The organism is Zoogloea oleivorans, from assembly GCF_008107625.1.
Lineage (GTDB): Bacteria > Pseudomonadota > Gammaproteobacteria > Burkholderiales > Rhodocyclaceae > Zoogloea > Zoogloea oleivorans.
Map to the genome: position 1 here is coordinate 101,892 of NZ_SDKK01000010.1, position 15,868 is coordinate 117,759.

At 66.4% G+C, this 15,868-nt stretch carries 19 protein-coding genes; 9 read left to right on the forward strand and 10 right to left on the reverse strand.

What is annotated here, in order from left to right; genetic code table 11:
- The first annotated feature begins 8 nt into the window (after positions 1–8).
- From gspG to tal, 9 genes are all read left to right on the forward strand, one after another.
- Positions 9–437: a type II secretion system major pseudopilin GspG gene (gspG, locus tag ETQ85_RS12010; RefSeq protein ID WP_148579308.1), complete on the forward strand. Its 429-nt coding sequence runs from the start codon at positions 9–11 to the stop codon at positions 435–437.
- Between the two features lie 6 nt (positions 438–443).
- Positions 444–944 (forward strand): GspH/FimT family pseudopilin, encoded by a 501-nt coding sequence (locus tag ETQ85_RS12015; RefSeq protein ID WP_148579309.1) that lies wholly within the window; start codon positions 444–446, stop codon positions 942–944.
- The gene (gspI, locus tag ETQ85_RS12020; protein WP_246128749.1) at positions 941–1,315 is read left to right on the forward strand and encodes a type II secretion system minor pseudopilin GspI; all 375 of its coding nucleotides are present in this window, start codon (positions 941–943) and stop codon (positions 1,313–1,315) included. The genes ETQ85_RS12015 and gspI overlap by 4 nt, the downstream gene beginning before the upstream one ends.
- A complete protein-coding gene (gspJ, locus tag ETQ85_RS12025) occupies positions 1,312–1,902 on the forward strand; it encodes a type II secretion system minor pseudopilin GspJ (RefSeq protein WP_148579310.1) in 591 nt (196 codons plus the stop codon). The genes gspI and gspJ overlap by 4 nt, the downstream gene beginning before the upstream one ends.
- Positions 1,902–2,867: a type II secretion system minor pseudopilin GspK gene (gene gspK / locus ETQ85_RS12030; protein ID WP_148579311.1), complete on the forward strand. Its 966-nt coding sequence runs from the start codon at positions 1,902–1,904 to the stop codon at positions 2,865–2,867. The genes gspJ and gspK overlap by 1 nt, the downstream gene beginning before the upstream one ends.
- Complete coding sequence (gene gspL, locus ETQ85_RS12035; protein ID WP_148579312.1) at positions 2,864–4,081, forward strand: type II secretion system protein GspL; 1,218 nt, start codon at positions 2,864–2,866, stop codon at positions 4,079–4,081. The genes gspK and gspL overlap by 4 nt, the downstream gene beginning before the upstream one ends.
- Positions 4,078–4,587 carry a type II secretion system protein GspM gene (gspM, locus tag ETQ85_RS12040; protein ID WP_148579313.1) on the forward strand — a complete coding sequence of 170 codons (510 nt, stop codon included), beginning with the start codon at positions 4,078–4,080 and terminating at the stop codon, positions 4,585–4,587. The genes gspL and gspM overlap by 4 nt, the downstream gene beginning before the upstream one ends.
- Before the next feature lie 6 nt (positions 4,588–4,593).
- Positions 4,594–5,346, forward strand: a complete 753-nt coding sequence (gspN, locus tag ETQ85_RS12045) for a type II secretion system protein N (protein ID WP_148579314.1) — start codon at positions 4,594–4,596, stop codon at positions 5,344–5,346.
- A gap of 82 nt (positions 5,347–5,428) precedes the next feature.
- Complete coding sequence (gene tal / locus ETQ85_RS12050; protein WP_148579315.1) at positions 5,429–6,508, forward strand: transaldolase; 1,080 nt, start codon at positions 5,429–5,431, stop codon at positions 6,506–6,508.
- Positions 6,509–6,591: 83 nt separating this feature from the next.
- Here the strand turns inward: tal and ETQ85_RS12055 are convergent, their stop codons facing one another.
- The 10 genes from ETQ85_RS12055 to ETQ85_RS12100 form a co-directional block, all read right to left on the reverse strand.
- Entirely contained in the window at positions 6,592–7,059 is a 468-nt protein-coding gene (locus ETQ85_RS12055) for a DUF192 domain-containing protein (RefSeq protein WP_148579316.1), read from the reverse strand.
- 37 nt (positions 7,060–7,096) lie between these two features.
- The gene (locus ETQ85_RS12060) at positions 7,097–7,684 is read right to left on the reverse strand and encodes a pseudouridine synthase (protein ID WP_148579317.1); all 588 of its coding nucleotides are present in this window, start codon (positions 7,682–7,684) and stop codon (positions 7,097–7,099) included.
- A 67-nt stretch (positions 7,685–7,751) separates the two neighbouring features.
- A complete protein-coding gene (locus tag ETQ85_RS12065; RefSeq protein WP_148579318.1) occupies positions 7,752–8,924 on the reverse strand; it encodes a DesA family fatty acid desaturase in 1,173 nt (390 codons plus the stop codon).
- A 22-nt stretch (positions 8,925–8,946) separates the two neighbouring features.
- Positions 8,947–9,698 (reverse strand): IS5 family transposase gene (locus tag ETQ85_RS12070; protein ID WP_246128628.1). Its coding sequence is split into 2 segments (ribosomal slippage): positions 8,947–9,371 and positions 9,371–9,698, totalling 753 coding nucleotides; the frame shifts between segments, so codons are not numbered across the junction.
- Positions 9,699–9,941: 243 nt separating this feature from the next.
- Positions 9,942–11,273 carry a mechanosensitive ion channel family protein gene (locus ETQ85_RS12075; protein ID WP_246128750.1) on the reverse strand — a complete coding sequence of 444 codons (1,332 nt, stop codon included), beginning with the start codon at positions 11,271–11,273 and terminating at the stop codon, positions 9,942–9,944.
- On the reverse strand, positions 11,239–11,871 hold the full coding sequence (locus tag ETQ85_RS12080; protein ID WP_148579319.1) for a phospholipase D family nuclease: 633 nt from the start codon (positions 11,869–11,871) through the stop codon (positions 11,239–11,241). Before ETQ85_RS12080 ends, ETQ85_RS12075 begins: the two co-directional genes overlap by 35 nt.
- The gene (locus tag ETQ85_RS12085) at positions 11,868–13,133 is read right to left on the reverse strand and encodes an RsmB/NOP family class I SAM-dependent RNA methyltransferase (protein ID WP_148579320.1); all 1,266 of its coding nucleotides are present in this window, start codon (positions 13,131–13,133) and stop codon (positions 11,868–11,870) included. Before ETQ85_RS12085 ends, ETQ85_RS12080 begins: the two co-directional genes overlap by 4 nt.
- Positions 13,134–13,193: 60 nt before the next feature.
- Positions 13,194–14,231 carry a DUF3108 domain-containing protein gene (locus ETQ85_RS12090; protein WP_148579321.1) on the reverse strand — a complete coding sequence of 346 codons (1,038 nt, stop codon included), beginning with the start codon at positions 14,229–14,231 and terminating at the stop codon, positions 13,194–13,196.
- 43 nt (positions 14,232–14,274) lie between these two features.
- On the reverse strand, positions 14,275–14,919 hold the full coding sequence (purN, locus tag ETQ85_RS12095; protein WP_148579322.1) for a phosphoribosylglycinamide formyltransferase: 645 nt from the start codon (positions 14,917–14,919) through the stop codon (positions 14,275–14,277).
- A 9-nt stretch (positions 14,920–14,928) separates the two neighbouring features.
- Positions 14,929–15,573 carry a DedA family protein gene (locus ETQ85_RS12100; RefSeq protein ID WP_148579323.1) on the reverse strand — a complete coding sequence of 215 codons (645 nt, stop codon included), beginning with the start codon at positions 15,571–15,573 and terminating at the stop codon, positions 14,929–14,931.
- Positions 15,574–15,868: the final 295 nt, after the last annotated feature.

The window sequence follows — 15,868 nt, forward strand, 5'->3', positions numbered from 1 at the left end:
GAAGAACCATGCGCAACACACCTCGCCGCAGCCGCGGCTTCACCCTGATCGAAGTGATGGTCGTGATCGTCATCCTCGGCGTACTCGCCGCCCTGGTGGTGCCCAAGGTCATGAGCCGCCCGGACGAAGCGCGGGTCGTCGCCGCCAAGCAGGACATCTCCGCCGTCATGCAGGCGCTCAAGCTCTACAAGCTCGACAACCGCCGCTACCCCAGCGCCGAGCAGGGCCTGCAGGCTCTCGTCACCAAGCCCACCGCCGCGCCGGTGCCCGACAACTGGAAGTCCTACCTCGACAAGCTGCCCATGGACCCGTGGGGCAAGCCCTACCAGTACGTGATCCCCGGCCTCAAGGGCGAAGTGGACGTGATGAGCTTCGGCGCCGACAGCGTCTCCGGCGGAGAAGGCTTCGACGCCGACATCGGCTCCTGGAGCCTCTGAGCCTCAATGCTTCGGCCCCGCCATCCCGCCCACCGCAACGCCGGCTTCACCCTGATCGAAATCATGGTGGTGCTGGTGATCATGGGCGTGATGGCCACCGGCATCAGCATCGGCCTCGACAGCCTGCGCGGCCGGGATGCCGACCAGGCCCTCAGGCGCCTGCGCCTGGTCCTCGAAGCCACCGCCGACCGGGCCATCGTGCGCGGCCGGCCGATCGCCATCGAACTGCTGCCCGACGGCTACCGCTTCTCGGCCCTCGATCCGGACGACAACTGGCGGCCCCTCAACGATCCGCCGGTGTTCACCGAACGCACCCTGCCCGGCGGCCTGTCGTGGGCCGGCCTGCGCCTCGACGGCCAGATCGAAGCCACCAGCCCGCGCCTGCAATTCGGCAGTCAGACCCCCGAATACGAACTGCGCGTCGCCACCCCCACCGGCGAAGCACGCCTGCGCGGCAAGGCCAATGGCGAGGTCATCCTCGACATGCCGGGGCGCATCTCTTCATGATGCGCCGGGCGCGCGGCTTCACGCTGCTGGAAACCCTCGTCGCCCTGGCCATCCTGGCCATCGCCCTGAGCGCCGCCTTTCGCGCCATGGGCGTCACCGCCCAGTCGTCCGCCGAACTGCGCGAGCGCCTGATCGGCGACTGGGTCGCTGAAAACCGCCTGGCCGAACTGCGCGCCACCCAGGCCTGGCCCGCTCCCGGCACCAGCGAAGGCAGCGCCGACCAGGCCGGGCGCACCTACCGCTGGCGCGAGGAGGTCAAGAGCACCGCCAACCCGCTGTTCCGCCGGGTGGACGTGAGCGTCTACAGCGAGGCCTCGGACGCACACGCCATCGCCCGCCTCAGCGGCTACGTGGCCCGGCCGCTGCAATGACCCGCCGCAGCACACGCCAGCGCGGCCTGACCCTCATTGAGCTGATGGTCGCCCTGACCATTTTCGCCATCCTCGGCGTGCTGTCCTACCGCGCCCTGGCCGAAATCAGCACCAGCCGCGCCCGCCTCGAAGAGAACTTCGTGCGCTGGCGCGCCATCGGCCGCACCCTGCAGCGTATCGACACCGACCTGCTGCAGGCGGTCTCCCCCGCCGACCAGCGCACCACAGACACACCGACCACAAACACCGCCCCGGCGATGATCCTCGGACGCGCCGCCAGCGGGGGGGGCCCGGAATTCCAGTTCCTGCGCCTCGACGACACCCGCGGGGTACGCCGAGTCGGCTTCCGCCTTGTCGACGGCCATCTCGAATGGCTGCGCTGGAGCGGCCGCGACGCCATCGGCCAGCCCACCGCCGAACCGCTGCTCGACAACGTCCGCGACCTGCGCTGGCGCTTCCTGCAAAAGAACATCCGCCTCGACGCCTGGCCTCCATCCGACCGCCGCAACGCCCTGCCCGACGCAGTGATCCTCGAAATCGACCTGCCCGACACAGGCACCATCACGCGCATGATTTCCCTCCGCTGATGCAGCCCCGACGCCCGTCCCACGCCCCTCCATCGCGCCGCCAGAAAGGCGCGGCGGTGATCCTCGCCCTGCTCACGGTCACCCTCGTCGCCGGCCTCGCCGCCGCGGCCGTCGGTGATCTCGGCGTGGCGATGGACCAGATCATCGGCCGCCACGACCAGGCCCAGGCCCGCCAACTGGCCCGCGGCGCCGTGGACTGGGCCCGCAACGTGCTGGCCGAGGACGCCCGCACCACCCAGGTCGATCATCTGGGCGAAGCGTGGGCTGTCAAGGTGCCACCGACCCCGGTGGAAGAAGGCGAAGTCAGCGGCGAACTGCAGGATCTTTCCGGGCGCATCAACCTCAACAACCTGGTCCAGGCCGACGGCCCCAACCTGCTGGAACTCGAACAGTTCCGCCGCCTCCTCAGTCTGGTCGGCATCGGTGAAGCGGAGGCCCTCAACCTCAGCGCAGCGCTGCTCGACTGGCTCGACACCAATGACACGCCGCGCCTGCCAGGGGGGGCCGAATCGTCCTGGTACGGCGCCCAGACGCCGGCCCGCCGACCCGCCAACGGCCCCCTCGTGGCCGTTTCCGAACTGACCCAGGTACGCGGCTTCAGCCCCGACCTGGTGGCCCGCCTGAGCCCCTTCGTCTCCACCCTGCCGGTCGGCACTGCCAGCACCCGGGTCAACGTCAACACCGCCCCCGCCGAAGTGCTCGCCGCCGCCGTGGCCGGCCTCACCCTCGACGCCGCCCGAGTCCTGATCGTTCAGCGCAACCGGGCCTGGTTCAAGGACGTGGCCGATTTCAGCGCCCGCCTGCCCGCTTCCGACGTCGCCCCCGACACCACCACTCTGGCCACCACCAGCACCTACTTCCTGGCTACCGGGCGGGCCCGCTTCGGCGTGTCCATGGTGCGCATGGAAGTGCTGCTGGACCGCAGCCAGAACTGGCCCACCATCGTTTGGCAGAAACTGTTATGACCCGCCTCCTCCTCGCCATCGACGAACAATGGCCAACCCGGCCAGACTGCCCGTGGGTGCTCCTCGGGCCTGACGACCAACGCATTGAAGAAGGCCATTCCGAGCCTCGCCACTGGCCGGCCGCCGCCGAGTGCGAAGTCGTCCTCACCGGCCCCCAGTGCCTGTGGCTCGAAGTCCCGCTGCCACGCAGCGCCCGCCGCGACCTGCCGCGCCTCCTGGCCTACGCCCTCGAAGACCGGCTGCTCAAGGACCCGGACACCCAGCACCTGACCGTCAGCCACCGCCGTCCGGCCGATGACGGCGAGCGCGACCTGGCTGGCGTGCTGATCATCGCCCGTGACCGTCTGCGCAACCTGATCGCCCAGCTCACCGCCATCGGCCGCCCGCCCCGCCGCGTGGTGGCCGAAGTGCAGACGGCGCCAGCCGGCCCCGACGCCTGGCAGCTCAGCCTGTCAGCTGGCGGCGCCATCCTGCGCAGCGGACCGAACAGCGGCCTGGTCCTCGACAACGACATCCTCATCCCGCTGCTGGCCCAGCAGGCCGCCACCTCGCGTGCCGCCAACACGGCACCGGCCCATATCGAAGTACACAGCGCTCCCGGCACGCCAGCCCCCGATCTGGCCATCCTGCACAGCGAAACCGGCACGCCCGTGCAAGCCGGCAGCCCCTACCTGTGGTGGCAGGGCGCCGACCGCAAGGCCGCCAACCTGCTGCAGGGCGAGTTTGCCGATCGCACCCGCGGCAGTTCCTGGATCGGCAACCTGCGTCCGGCGCTCATCCTCGGCGGTAGTGCGCTGGCCGTCTGGCTGCTCGTCAATGTCGGCGAAGTGGTGTGGCTCAAGCAGCACCTCGGCAGCGTCGGCGAACGTATCGAACGGGTCTATCGCAGCAGTTTCCCCAACGCACCGGTGGTTGCCCCGGCAGCCCAGATGCGCCAGCAGCTCAACCTCGAACGGGCCCGCCATGGCCTCCTGCGCGACGACGACGCCCTCGCCCTGATGGCCCAGGCCGCCGAGGCCCTCGGCACCGACGCGGCCAGCGGCATCGTCGCCCTGCGCTACGAAGACGGTCGCCTCGACCTGACCCTCAGCGGCCCCGCCGCCACCCGCGCCGAAGCCATCGTCGGCCTGCTGAGCAGTCGCGGCCTGCTCGCCAACCTGCGTCAGGACGGCACCACCACCCACCTCCTCCTGCGTCAGGAGAATCTGCAATGAGCACCGCCCAAACCGTCACCGGCCAGTCCCCCCTCGCCCGTCTGGTGCAGTCCTGGCAGGCCATCAGCCCGCGCGAACGCCGACTGGTGCTGATGGCCGCCACCGTCGTCGGTATCGGCATCGTGCTCACCACCCTCGACTGGAGCCGCAACGAACGCATCCGCCTCGGCCGTGCCGTGCCGCGGGCCGAAGCCCAACTTGAGCAAGTGCAGGAATCGGCCACCGAAATCACCCGTCTGCGCGCCCAACCGGCGCCCCAGCGCCCGGCCGCCACCGCCCTCCTCGACATGGCCCAGGCCAGCGCCAAAAGCCGGGGGCTGGCGCTCAGCATCCAGAGCGGCGGCGAAGGTCTGCACGTAAAGGGTCAGGCCGGCTTCGACGATCTCATCGCCTGGCTCGCCGCCGTCCAGCACGATCAGGGCCTGCGCGTGCTGCGCATGGAGCTGCAGCAACAAGGCGTGCAGGCCAGCATCGACGCCGTTCTGGCCCTTCCCGCGGCCCCCTGAACCGCCATGCTGAAGAAGCTCCTGCTCTTTCTGTGCCTGACCCTCGCACTGCTGATCGCCAAGGCGCCAGCCAGCCTCCTTGACGGCCTTGTCGCCCACTTCACCAGCGACGCCCTGCGCCTGCAGCAGGCCGAAGGCAGCCTGTGGCATGGCCGTGGCGTACTGGCCAGCCGGGATGCCGGCGGACGCAGCCTGAGCCCGTGGCTGCCGCTGGCCTGGGATTTCGACGCCGCAGCCCTCAGGCACCTGGCGGTGGCCTGGCATTTCTCCAGCAGCGGCACCCCGGTCGGTACGGTGGAGGCCGGCATCCAGGGCCTGAGCGTCTCGCAGTTTTCCCTCCACGCCCCGGCCAACACCGCCCTTTCACCCATTCCGCACCCGGTGGCGCGGGCCGGCTGGCAGGGTGACCTGACCATCGAATCGCCCCGCTGGCACTGCCCGCCCGACGGCAAGTGCAGCGGCGAAGCCCGCCTGCTGTGGCGCGGCGCGCGCAGCGCCCTGTTTCCGGGGCGCCAGTTCGGCGACTACGACATCCGCCTCAGCGCCCAGGCCGGCCACCTTCGCTACAGCGTGCACACCCTGACCGGCGAAGTCATCGTCAATGGTCAGGGCGAAGCCCCCTACGGCCAGACGCCACGCTTCGACGGCACCATCAGCGGCGAGCCGACCTTTCTCGGCCGCCTGCCCGCCATTGCCGGCGGTGCCGCACGTCCCACCGGCCGGGCTGGCCAGTTCGAAATCCACTGGCCGCCGCGCTGAGCACCATCCCTTTCATCTGCCCACCGATTCCGCCAGAATGGCGACATCATTCCCACTCACCGTCACGCCGAAGCCCGCCTCCATGAATCCGATCCAAGCCGCCCGTGCCGCCGGCCAGCAAATCTGGCTCGACAACCTGTCCCGCTCCCTGATCAACGAAGGTCAGCTCGCCCGCCACATCGACAACGGCGTCGCCGGCGTCACCACCAATCCGGCGATCTTCCACAAGGCCATCGCCGAGGGGCAGGACTACCGCCCGGCCCTCGACGCCATGCGCGCCGAAAACCTGACGGCCGAGCAGCGCTACGAGCGCCTGGTGATCGAGGACGTGCAGCGTGCCTGCGACGTGATCCGCCCGGTATTTGACGCCAGCCAGGGCGACGCCGGCTACGTGAGCCTGGAAGTGTCGCCGGCCCTGTCCGACGACGAAGCCGGCACCGTTGCGGCCGCCCGTCGCCTCTCTGCGGCCGTGGCCCGCGACAACCTGCTGGTGAAGATTCCCGCCACCGCCGCCGGCGTACGCGCCATCGAAACCCTCACCGGCGAAGGCCTCAGCATCAACGTCACGCTGATGTTCTCCCTCGCCCACGTGGATGCGGTGGCCGGCGCCTACCAGCGCGGCCTCGAAAAGCTGGCCGCGGCCGGTGGCAACCTGTCGAAGGTGCGCTCGGTGGCCAGCGTCTTCCTGTCCCGCTGGGATACCCTGATCGACAAGCAGCTCGAAGAAATCGGCACCGAGGAAGCCCTCGACATGCGCGGCATCGCCGGCGTGGCCCTCGCCCGTCAAGCCTACCAGCGCTACCTGGCGCGCTTCCACGGCGCCGGCTTCGCACCGCTGGCCGAAAAGGGCGCACGCCCGCAGAGCATGCTGTGGGCCAGTACCGGCACCAAGAACCCGGCCTACTTCGACCTGATGTACGTCGAGCCGCTGATCGGGCCGGAAACGGTCAACACCCTGCCGGATGCCACCCTCGCCGCCTTCGCCGACCACGGTGATGTCACGGAAAATCGCATTGTCGAAGATGTCGAAGCCGACGCCGCCCACATCGCCGCACTGGCCCGTCTCGGGCTCGACATGGACGTGCTTGGCGAACGCCTGCAGCAGGACGGCCTCGCCCAGTTCGCCACAGCCTTCGGCAAGCTGCTCGAACTGACCGCCTGAGCGATCTCTGCAGCAACGAGAAACGGCGCCTCGCGGCGCCGTTTTATATTCCGTGGGTCGGACTTCAGTCCGACCCACGGGCACTACCTGGCCTGAGCGGCCAGGCGTTCCACACCGTTGATCTTCGTCCCCGCCGCCAGCCCCTTTTGCTTGAACCAGCCCAGGTTCATCTCCAGCGCAAAACGCGCCGGCTTGGCAGCACAGTGGTTGTCTTCCGTCTGGGGCTGCATGTCCTCCACGTTGAGGATGCGTCCCTGCTCGTCCAGGAAGGCCACCGACAGGGGCAGCAGGGTGTTCCTCATCCACATGCAGTGACGTTGCTGTTCGGTGAACACGAAGAGCATGCCGTGGTTCGCCGGCATGCTGCGACGCTGCATCAGCCCGACCATGCGATTTTCCTGGGTAGCGGCGACTTCCGCTTCGATGCGGTACATGCCGATGCTCAGTTCGGTCAGCGGCATCGGGCTGTCGGCGAGCACCGGAACGGCAGCCACGGCCAGCACGCCGGCACAGACGACACGAAGGAACGGGGAAGAGAAAGTCAGGGCCATGAGGGAAACCATCGACAGAAGGAAAACCCGGGCGACGTTAACACGAATTGCGTCCACCGCGGGAGAGCGGCTTGCTTGTCGGCGCCGACGTTTCCTGCCAGTTGCCGGGCGACAAGCCTTCCAGCGTCCACTCGCCAATCTGCGCACGAATCAGCCGCAGGGTCGGAAACCCCACCTTGGCGGTCATCCGCCGCACCTGGCGGTTCTTGCCCTCGCGCAGCACGATCTCGATCCAGCTGGTCGGAATCGACTTGCGTTCGCGGATCGGCGGATGGCGCGGCCACAGCCAGGCCGGCTCGTCGATCAGGCGCGCCTCGCACGGCTTGGTGACGAAGTCGCCCAGATCGAGCCCACCGGCCCGCAAGCGGGCCAGCGCCACCTCGTCGGCACAGCCTTCGACCTGCACCACGTAGGTTTTGGGCAGCTTGTGCTGCGGATCGGCAATGCGCTTCTGCAGCAGCCCATCGTCGGTCAGCACCAGCAAACCCTCGCTGTCCGCATCGAGGCGGCCGGCGGCGTACACCCCGGGCACCGGGATGAATTCGGCGAGGGTCTGCTTGCCGGCCTCGCCGGTGAACTGGCACAGCACGCCGAAGGGTTTGTTGAACAGGATCAGTTTGCTCACGGTACAGCTCCAGAAGCAACAAACCCGCCTGGCGGGCGGGTTTGCAGGGCAGGTCGTAAAACGGAATTCAGACAGCGTAGCGCCGCAGGCGCAGGGAGAACTCCTCGAGCTGCTGAATACCGCTCTTCTCGGCGCGAGCAATCCAGTCCTGCAACTGCTGCAGAAGCTGCTCGCGGGTGGCCGTCGAGCGGGCCCACAGGGCGGTGAGCTCCTGGCGCATGGTGACCACGGTCTCAAGACGCTTGTTGGCCTGGAGGAGCGAAGCCAGGCGCCGCTTTTCCTCGGCACACAGTTCGCTGTCCTCGGCCGCCAGCCAGCGACGCAGCTCCTTGACGCTGGGCTTGTCGCCGGACTGGGCCTTGAGGGCCGCGAACTCTTCCTGGGCGATCGCCTTGAGGGACTGCACGTAGCGGGTCATCACGTCGTAGCGGCAGGTAATGACGGCCTGCAGCGTATCGAAATCGGCATGGGCCTTGGCGGCGCCGAACTTGGGCGTCGGAATGGTTTTCTTGACCCGGGCGAGGCCGAGGATTTCGAGGATGCGGATGTACATCCAGCCGATGTCGAACTCGTACCACTGCGCCGACAGCTTGGCCGAGGTGGCGAACGAATGGTGATTGTTGTGCAGTTCCTCGCCACCGATCAGGATGCCCCACGGAAACAGGTTGGTGGAGGCGTCGGCGCAGTTGTAATTGCGATAGCCCCAGAAATGCCCCAGGCCGTTGATGACGCCGGCCGCCCAGAAGGGAATCCAGGCAATCTGCACGACCCAGATCAGCACGCCCGGCCAGACGCCGAAGAGCAGCAGGTCGGCCGCCAGCATGATGACGATGCCGAACTTGGGGAAAGCCGACAGGATGTTGCGCTCGATCCAGTCGTCCGGCGTGCCGTGGCCATAGCGCTGGATGGTTTCGCGATTCTTGGCCTCCTTCACGTACAGGAGCACACCGGTCCACAAAACCTTGTTGATGCCGAATATCTGTGGACTATGGGGATCTTCGGGGGTCTCGCACTTGGCGTGGTGCTTGCGGTGGATGGCTGCCCATTCCTTGGTGACCATGCCGGTGGTCAGCCACAGCCAGAACCGGAAGAACAGCGACGGCAGCGCGTGCAGGTCGAGTGCCCGGTGTGCCTGGTGGCGATGTAGGAAAATGGTAACGGAGGCGATGGTCACGTGAGTCATCGCGAGGGTGGTGAGGACATAGCCCCACCACGGCAGATCAAGCAGTCCGGAAAACATCAGGCCTAGGGCCTGTTCTCAATTACGCCAACCAGACGAAAGCACAAGCGAGATGAACGAAGGACAGGAATGACTGTGCGAGTTTGTCGTAGCGCGTAGCGATACGTCTGAATTGCTTGATCCGACAGAAGAAGCGCTCGATCAGATTGCGGTCCTTGTAGATATGGCGATCGAAGGTACGCGGGTTGAGTCGGTTGGCGCGAGGTGGAATGACCGCCTGGCTGCCTTGCGCCGTGATGGTTTCGATAAAGGCATCCGAGTCGTAGCCCTTGTCGGCCACAATGAACTCGGCGGGCTGATCTTTGATGAGTGCGCCCGCTTGTCCGATATCGGAGATCTGACCTGCCGTGAGAATGACTCGCACTGGATTGCCCAGGGAATCCACCGCCACATGCAACTTGGTGGTCAATCCACCCCGCGAGCGGCCGATTTGCGGGTCGCCCGCTTTTTTTGGGCGCCGGCAGCGTGTTGGTGGGCGCGCACGATCGTCGAGTCGAGGAACAGATATTCCATGTCGGCCTCGCTACGCAGCGCTGTGGCAACCCGCTCCCACACCCCTTTCTCGCGCCAGCGCGAGAAGCGAACGAAGGTCCGGTGCCAATGCCCCAGTTCCTCCGGGAGATCGCGCCACGGACTGCCCGTGCGCATGATCCACAGCACCGCTTCGACGAAGCGCCGATTGTCCTTGGCCGTAACACCACGGTCGGTCGCCTTGCCGGGCAAGAGTTGTTCAATGCGCGCCCACTGGTCGTCGCGCAGCATCTTCCGATCCATCCTGAGCTCAGCCGAAAAATCAGGATATAAGCAGATTCAGACCGCTGTGAACAGCCCCCTTGCTATGTCATTGACCGTAAACAACTTTTTTGACACGGCTTCCATTTGGCATGCCGATGATTCAGCAATTGAGAACAGGCCCTAGCGTCCTTCATGGAATAGTGCGCGGATTCTAGTCGAGAGCGCCCCCATCAAACCGGGGAGTGCACACAAATAGGTGGCGCTGGCACGGCCGGGCCAGTTTTACTGTGGTACGGCGGAGACACCTGCGCTTGCAGGGCTTATCGGCAGCCCGGGGGCCGGGTTGAGGATGCGCACCTCGCGCTGCGGAAAGGGAATTTCGATCCCCTCCTCCTTGAAGCGTCGCCAGACCTCCAGATTGATCGCCGAGCGGATGCCGAGGGTGCCTTCGACCGGATCGCGGATCCAGAAGCCGAGCTGCAGGTTGATGCCGCTGTCGGCAAAGGCCTCGACAAAGGCCTTGGGCTCCGGATCGTCCATCACCCGCGGCTGGGTCTTGGCCGCCAGCACCAGGATGCTCATGACCTGCTCCAGGTCGGCGGCGTAGCTGACCTGGATCGGCAGCGAGATCCGTACCTTCGGATCGGTGAAGGTTTCGTTCTGCACCACCGAGCCCACCAGGGTTTCGTTGGGCACGATGGACTCGATGCCGGTCATGCCCTTGAGCACCGTGTAGCGGGTGGTGATCTGGCTGACGATGCCGCGCTCGTTGCCCACCGAAATCAAATTGCCCATGCGGATCGAACGATCGAGCAGCAGGATGAAGCCCGACACGTAGTTTGCGGCGATCTTCTGCATGCCGAAACCCAGGCCGACGCCCAGCGCCCCGCCGAACACCGACAGGGCGGTCAGGTCGATCCCCACCAGCGGCAGGCCGAGCGTCACCGCCAACACCAGCAGCAAAGCCTTCGAGAGCCGCGCGAACACCAGCTTCATGTTGGGATCGAGGCCCTCGGTGCGCATCAGCCGGCTCTCGATGGCGCCGGCGATCCACAGGGCCACCAGCACCGTCACGAGCACCGTCAGGATGCCCTGCAAGAGCATCCACAGATTGAGCTTGGCCTTGCCGATGCTGAAGCCGATCTGCTCGAGGCCATCGATGACGGTCGGCAGCACGCCGGTGATGTGCAGAGCCACCACCACCCACGCCGCGGTAGCAAAGAACTTCTCGAAAGTGGTCAGCCAGCCGGCCTGCGGAAAGGCCCGCTTGAGGGCATGAACGGTCAGGCGGATCCCCGCCATGGCCAGTAGCAGCGGAGCCGCCAGCTTGAACAGATTGACGTGGTGCCAGTGACTGAGAATGCTGCGCGCCACCAGCACGATGACCAGCGCCGTGAGCGGAAAGACCACCCGGCGCAGGCCCTCCTCGCTCCCCCCCTTGGTGAGCGCAGGATTGGCCTCGCGGCGCAGGTGGATCATCAGCCGGATGCGCCGGGAGATCACCGCCGCGATGACCAGGCAAAAGACGAGCACACCCACTTGCCAAAGCATTTCAGGCTTCTGGCTGTCCTGCCAGAGATCAATCAGGAGTTGCGCGATCTGATTCTCTTCCACTTTCTTTCCTCTTCCGTCCGGGCAGCTCGTCGAGGCTGCGCAGGAGCCGGGCTTCGGCCCTGTGCAGCTGCCAGTTTTCCAGGTAGATCTTCACCAGCGCCGGATTGCCGCGCAGGATCAACAAGTTCTCGGCGTTGCTGAGCCGCGCCGCGCGAGTGAAATTGTAGGAGCCGGTCGCCACCGCACCGCGGCTCGAGGCCGGGTCGAAGATCATCACCTTGTTGTGGGCGATGTTGTAGCGGGTCTCGACGGCGACGGGAATGCCCGCCGCCATCAATTGCGGCAACACGCTGGGCGAGGCCGGCCGGTTCATCTCGGCATCCAGCAGCACCTCGACGCGGACCCCGCGCCGGTGGGCCTCGACAAGGCCGCGCAGCAGGGGCTTGCTGGTGAACAGGTAGGCCTGCACGAGTATCTGTTCACGCGCCTCGCCGATGACCCGCAACAGCGCCGCTTCCGGATCGTTGTGCGGGGAAAAGGCAATCTCGACATTTCCCCGCGCGGCGATGGTGACCGACGGTTCCGGCGCATACACAGCCCCGGCCCCGCTCGCGAATATCAGCGCCAGGCCTGCCAGCGGCAGGCGCAGCCTGTTCATCCGGCCTTGCGTTCCAGTACTGCGGCAAAGAAGCCGTCGGTGTCGTGGGCCGCCGGCGTCAGACGCAACTGCTCACCGCAGGCAATCACGATGCCCTGTTTGGCGAGCACTTCTTCGGCGCTGATCTGGGTGAAGTTTTCGTTGCCGGCCAGAAAGGCGGCGACGATGGCTTCGTTTTCTTCGGGCAGCAGGCTACAGGTGGCGTAGACCAAACGGCCGCCCGGCTTGACCAGACGGGCCGCGCTGGCCAGGATCGCCGCCTGCTTGACGGTCAGTTCGGCCAGAGCCTCGGGGCTCTGGCGCCACTTGATGTCCGGATTGCGGCGCAGGGTGCCGAGACCGCTGCACGGCGCATCCACCAGCACGCGGTCGATCTTGCCCGCCAGGCGCTTGACGCGCGGATCGTTCTCGCTGGCGATGACCACCGGGTGGATGTTCGACAGGCCGGACCGGGCCATGCGCGGCTTGAGCTTGGAGAGGCGCTTGTCCGACACGTCAAAGGCGTACAGACGGCCGGAGTTGCGCATCAGGGCGCCAAGCAGCAGCGTCTTGCCACCGGCACCGGCGCAGAAGTCCACCACCATTTCGCCACGCTTGGGCTGCATGAGGAAACCGAGCAGCTGGCTGCCCTCGTCCTGCACTTCAAAGCTGCCATCGAGAAACTTCGGATGCTTTTGCAGGGCCGGCTTGTTCTCCAGGCGGATGGCCAGCGGCGAATAACGGCCGGCGGCGCAATGGATGCCTTCGGCCTTCAGCTGTTCGATGAGCACATCGCGCTCGACCTTGAGCGGATTGACGCGCAGATCCAGCGGCGCCGGGCGATTGAGGCTCTGGGCCAGGGTCAGGACCTGCTCCGGGGTGAGAGTGGCGAGCAGGCGCTCGGCCAGCCAGTCGGGCATGTCGGCGGACTCGGCCAGACTGAGTTCGCCCATCTCGCGGCCCTTCACGGCGGTGAAGAAATCGGTATCGCGGCCATGCAGGCCGTCGCCGAGCTGGCGCAGGGTGGTGCCTTCGACACGGGCCAGCCACGCCAGAACCAGGTGGCGGGTGGAGCTCTCCGGCACGCACATGCGTTCGAGGGTGCGCTTGCGGCGCAGCACGCCATACACGGCCTCGGCGACGAAGGCCCGGTCACGGGCGCCCAGTTCGTCACGCAAGTCGCGGAAGTAGCGCGACAGCACCGAGTCGGCGGGGTAGTCGAAACGCAGGATGGAGCGGAGGGCCTGGCTGGCGGAGTTGATCTGGGCGGCGGTAATGGTCATGGAAATCCGATACTGAAAAAACGGCCGGACGCAGGCGCGCCCGGCGGAATGCGGTGGAGTTTACTGCCTGGAGCGTGTGCCGAGGTCAACGCCGGTGGCGACCTGGTCGAGCACATCGCCGTTCTTGTCGGTGATTTTGAGACGAACAGGCAGGTTTGCGTAATCCCGGGCGAGCCAGATATCGATCTTCAACTCGCCCCGGTGACCGCTGCTGCCGAGATGGTAGGCGGAAACCTTGCCAGCGGGCACTTCGATTTCCTCGATGCCGAGGTTCTCGATGACCGAGCGCACGGCGCTCTTGCCGGTCACCACCAGCAGTTCGGCGCGCAGCGGGCCTTCCGGCTGAAGGGCCAGGTGGTGCATGAGCGACAACACGTCCTGATCGCCCTCGGCGAGGGAGAACTCCCGCCGCCGCTCGCCGGCAACCAGCACGACCTGGGCCGAGGACCAATCGAAATCGGCCCGTTCTTTTACCTTGCCGTCCCGTTCGACGGTGAATTTTTCGGGCAGCAGGCCCTTCGGCCCGATACGCCCTTCACTGCGCTGAACCATCCGGAAGGGTTTCAGCAGGCCGACGAGGCCGGAGGTTTCGATCACGGTCTCCATCGAGTAGTGCGTCTGGTCGTGAGTCCAGGCATGGGTGGTGCGACCGATGATGAAGTTCTGCTCGCCGCGGATCACGTTGTACTGGACCTTGCCCGACGCCGCCCACAACTCGGCGAGACCGGGCGCGCCGGCCTTGCCGTCGGTGCCGGTCGACGCGTCGACGCTGACAGACGGATCCGTTGGCGGCGCAACATCCTTGCCGTCACCCGCACTGCTCGCAAGCGACGGATCGGGCACCACGTCGGCCGTCGGCCCCGTCGCGGCCTGCGGTTCGGCCGGACGCGACGGTTTGCGGGGCCTGGGGCGCGGGCGCGGCGGCGGGGCATCGCCCAGCACAACCCGCTTTTCATCCGACTGACGCAGGCCCGGCTTCGGCAGGGGCGTCAGGCGCGCATCAAGCGGCGGCAACACACTGGCGTCTTCGGTCGGTAGGCGCCACGAGGGGCTCATCAGGACGATCAGGTGCACCACCGCGGACACCGCGATGGCCACGGAAAGGCTGCGATTACGTCCGCTGAATACGGCCACAGGTGCGTCAGAGCTCGACAGGCGGCACCGTCCAGCCAGCCGGACCGGCCGCTTCGCCGCGAACCTGGACGCGGCCCGTGTCGGTCAGGGTCAGGCGGTCTTCAACGAACCAGCGCACGGCCTGCGGATAGATGCGGTGCTCCTGCACCAGCACCCGGGCCGACAGCGTGGTCTCGTCGTCACCGGACAGAACCGGCACCACGGCCTGGACCACGATGGGTCCGCAATCGAGGGTCGGGGTGACGAAATGGACCGTCGTGCCATGCACCCGCACGCCCGCCTCCAGTGCCCGCTGGTGAGTGTGCAGGCCGGGAAAGGACGGCAGCAGGCTCGGATGGATGTTGAGCAGGCGGCCAGCATAGCGCGCCACGAAGCCGTCGGTGAGCACGCGCATGAAGCCGGCCAGCACGACCAGATCGGGCGCCAGTGCGTCGATGCTCTCGGCCAGCGCGGCGTCGAAGGCTTCCCGGCTCGGATAGGCCTTGTGATCGACAACGATGGCCGGAATGGCGTGGGCGGCAGCGAAGGCGAGGCCTGCCGCATCGGGCCGGTTGGCGATCACCGCAGCGATCCGGGCACCGGGAATCTGCGCCCGCACGATGGCCTCCATGTTGCTGCCGCGGCCGGAAATCAGGATGACGATATTCTTCATGCCGAACCCTTATACCGCCTGCGCCCGGCGCCCGCGCAGCCAGCCGATGGCCACCGGCAGCAGCGAGATGGCGATGATGCCGAGGATCACCAGGGACAGGTTCTTCTTCACCTCCGGCAGATTGCCGAAACCGTAGCCCAGCCAGGTGAGCGAAAAGATCCAGATGAAGCCGCCCAGAAAATCGAGGCTCACGAAGCGCGGGTAAGTCATGCGCGCCACGCCGGCGACAAACGGCGCGAAGGTGCGCAGCAGGGGCAGAAAGCGCGCAATGATGATCGTCTTGCCGCCGTGGGACTCGAAATACGCATGGGTCTTGTCGAAGGCCTTGCGGTTGAAGAAGCGCGAGTTTTCCCAGCGGAACACCTTGGGGCCGAGGGTGTGGCCGATCCAGTAATTCACGTTGTCGCCGAGCACCGCCGCGGTCAGCAGCACACCGCACAGCATCCAGATGTCCATGCCGCCGGTGGCCGCCAGTGCGCCGGCCACGAAGAGCAGGGAGTCGCCCGGCAGGAAGGGGAAGACGACCAGCCCCGTTTCACAAAAAATGATCAAAAACAGGATGGCGTAAATCCAGGTGCCGTACTGGGCGGTAAGGGCCGCGAGATGCACGTCGAGGTGCAAAACGATATCGACCAGAGCTGTGAGAAGTTCCATTGCCGCGCTGCGCAAAAAGTGGGATCGTCATGATACCGGAGCGCGTGGCCCCACGCTCGCACCTATATGAAAGGCTCGTGCTGCAATGCACCACCAAGCCGTTTCAGTGCCGCCGACAAACCGCGCCGTCCATGCAGGGCTTCGTCACCTTCCGGCCACAAACCTGCAACCGGGAGGAGCGATCATGAGAGCCTGAAAAGGGCCGATTTTGTCCGGATCCGTGACTTTTGCGCGTTGTGGTGGCGACTTCATCCATGCTAAAAGTTCGGTATCATAAGGGCATCCCGATAGCGTG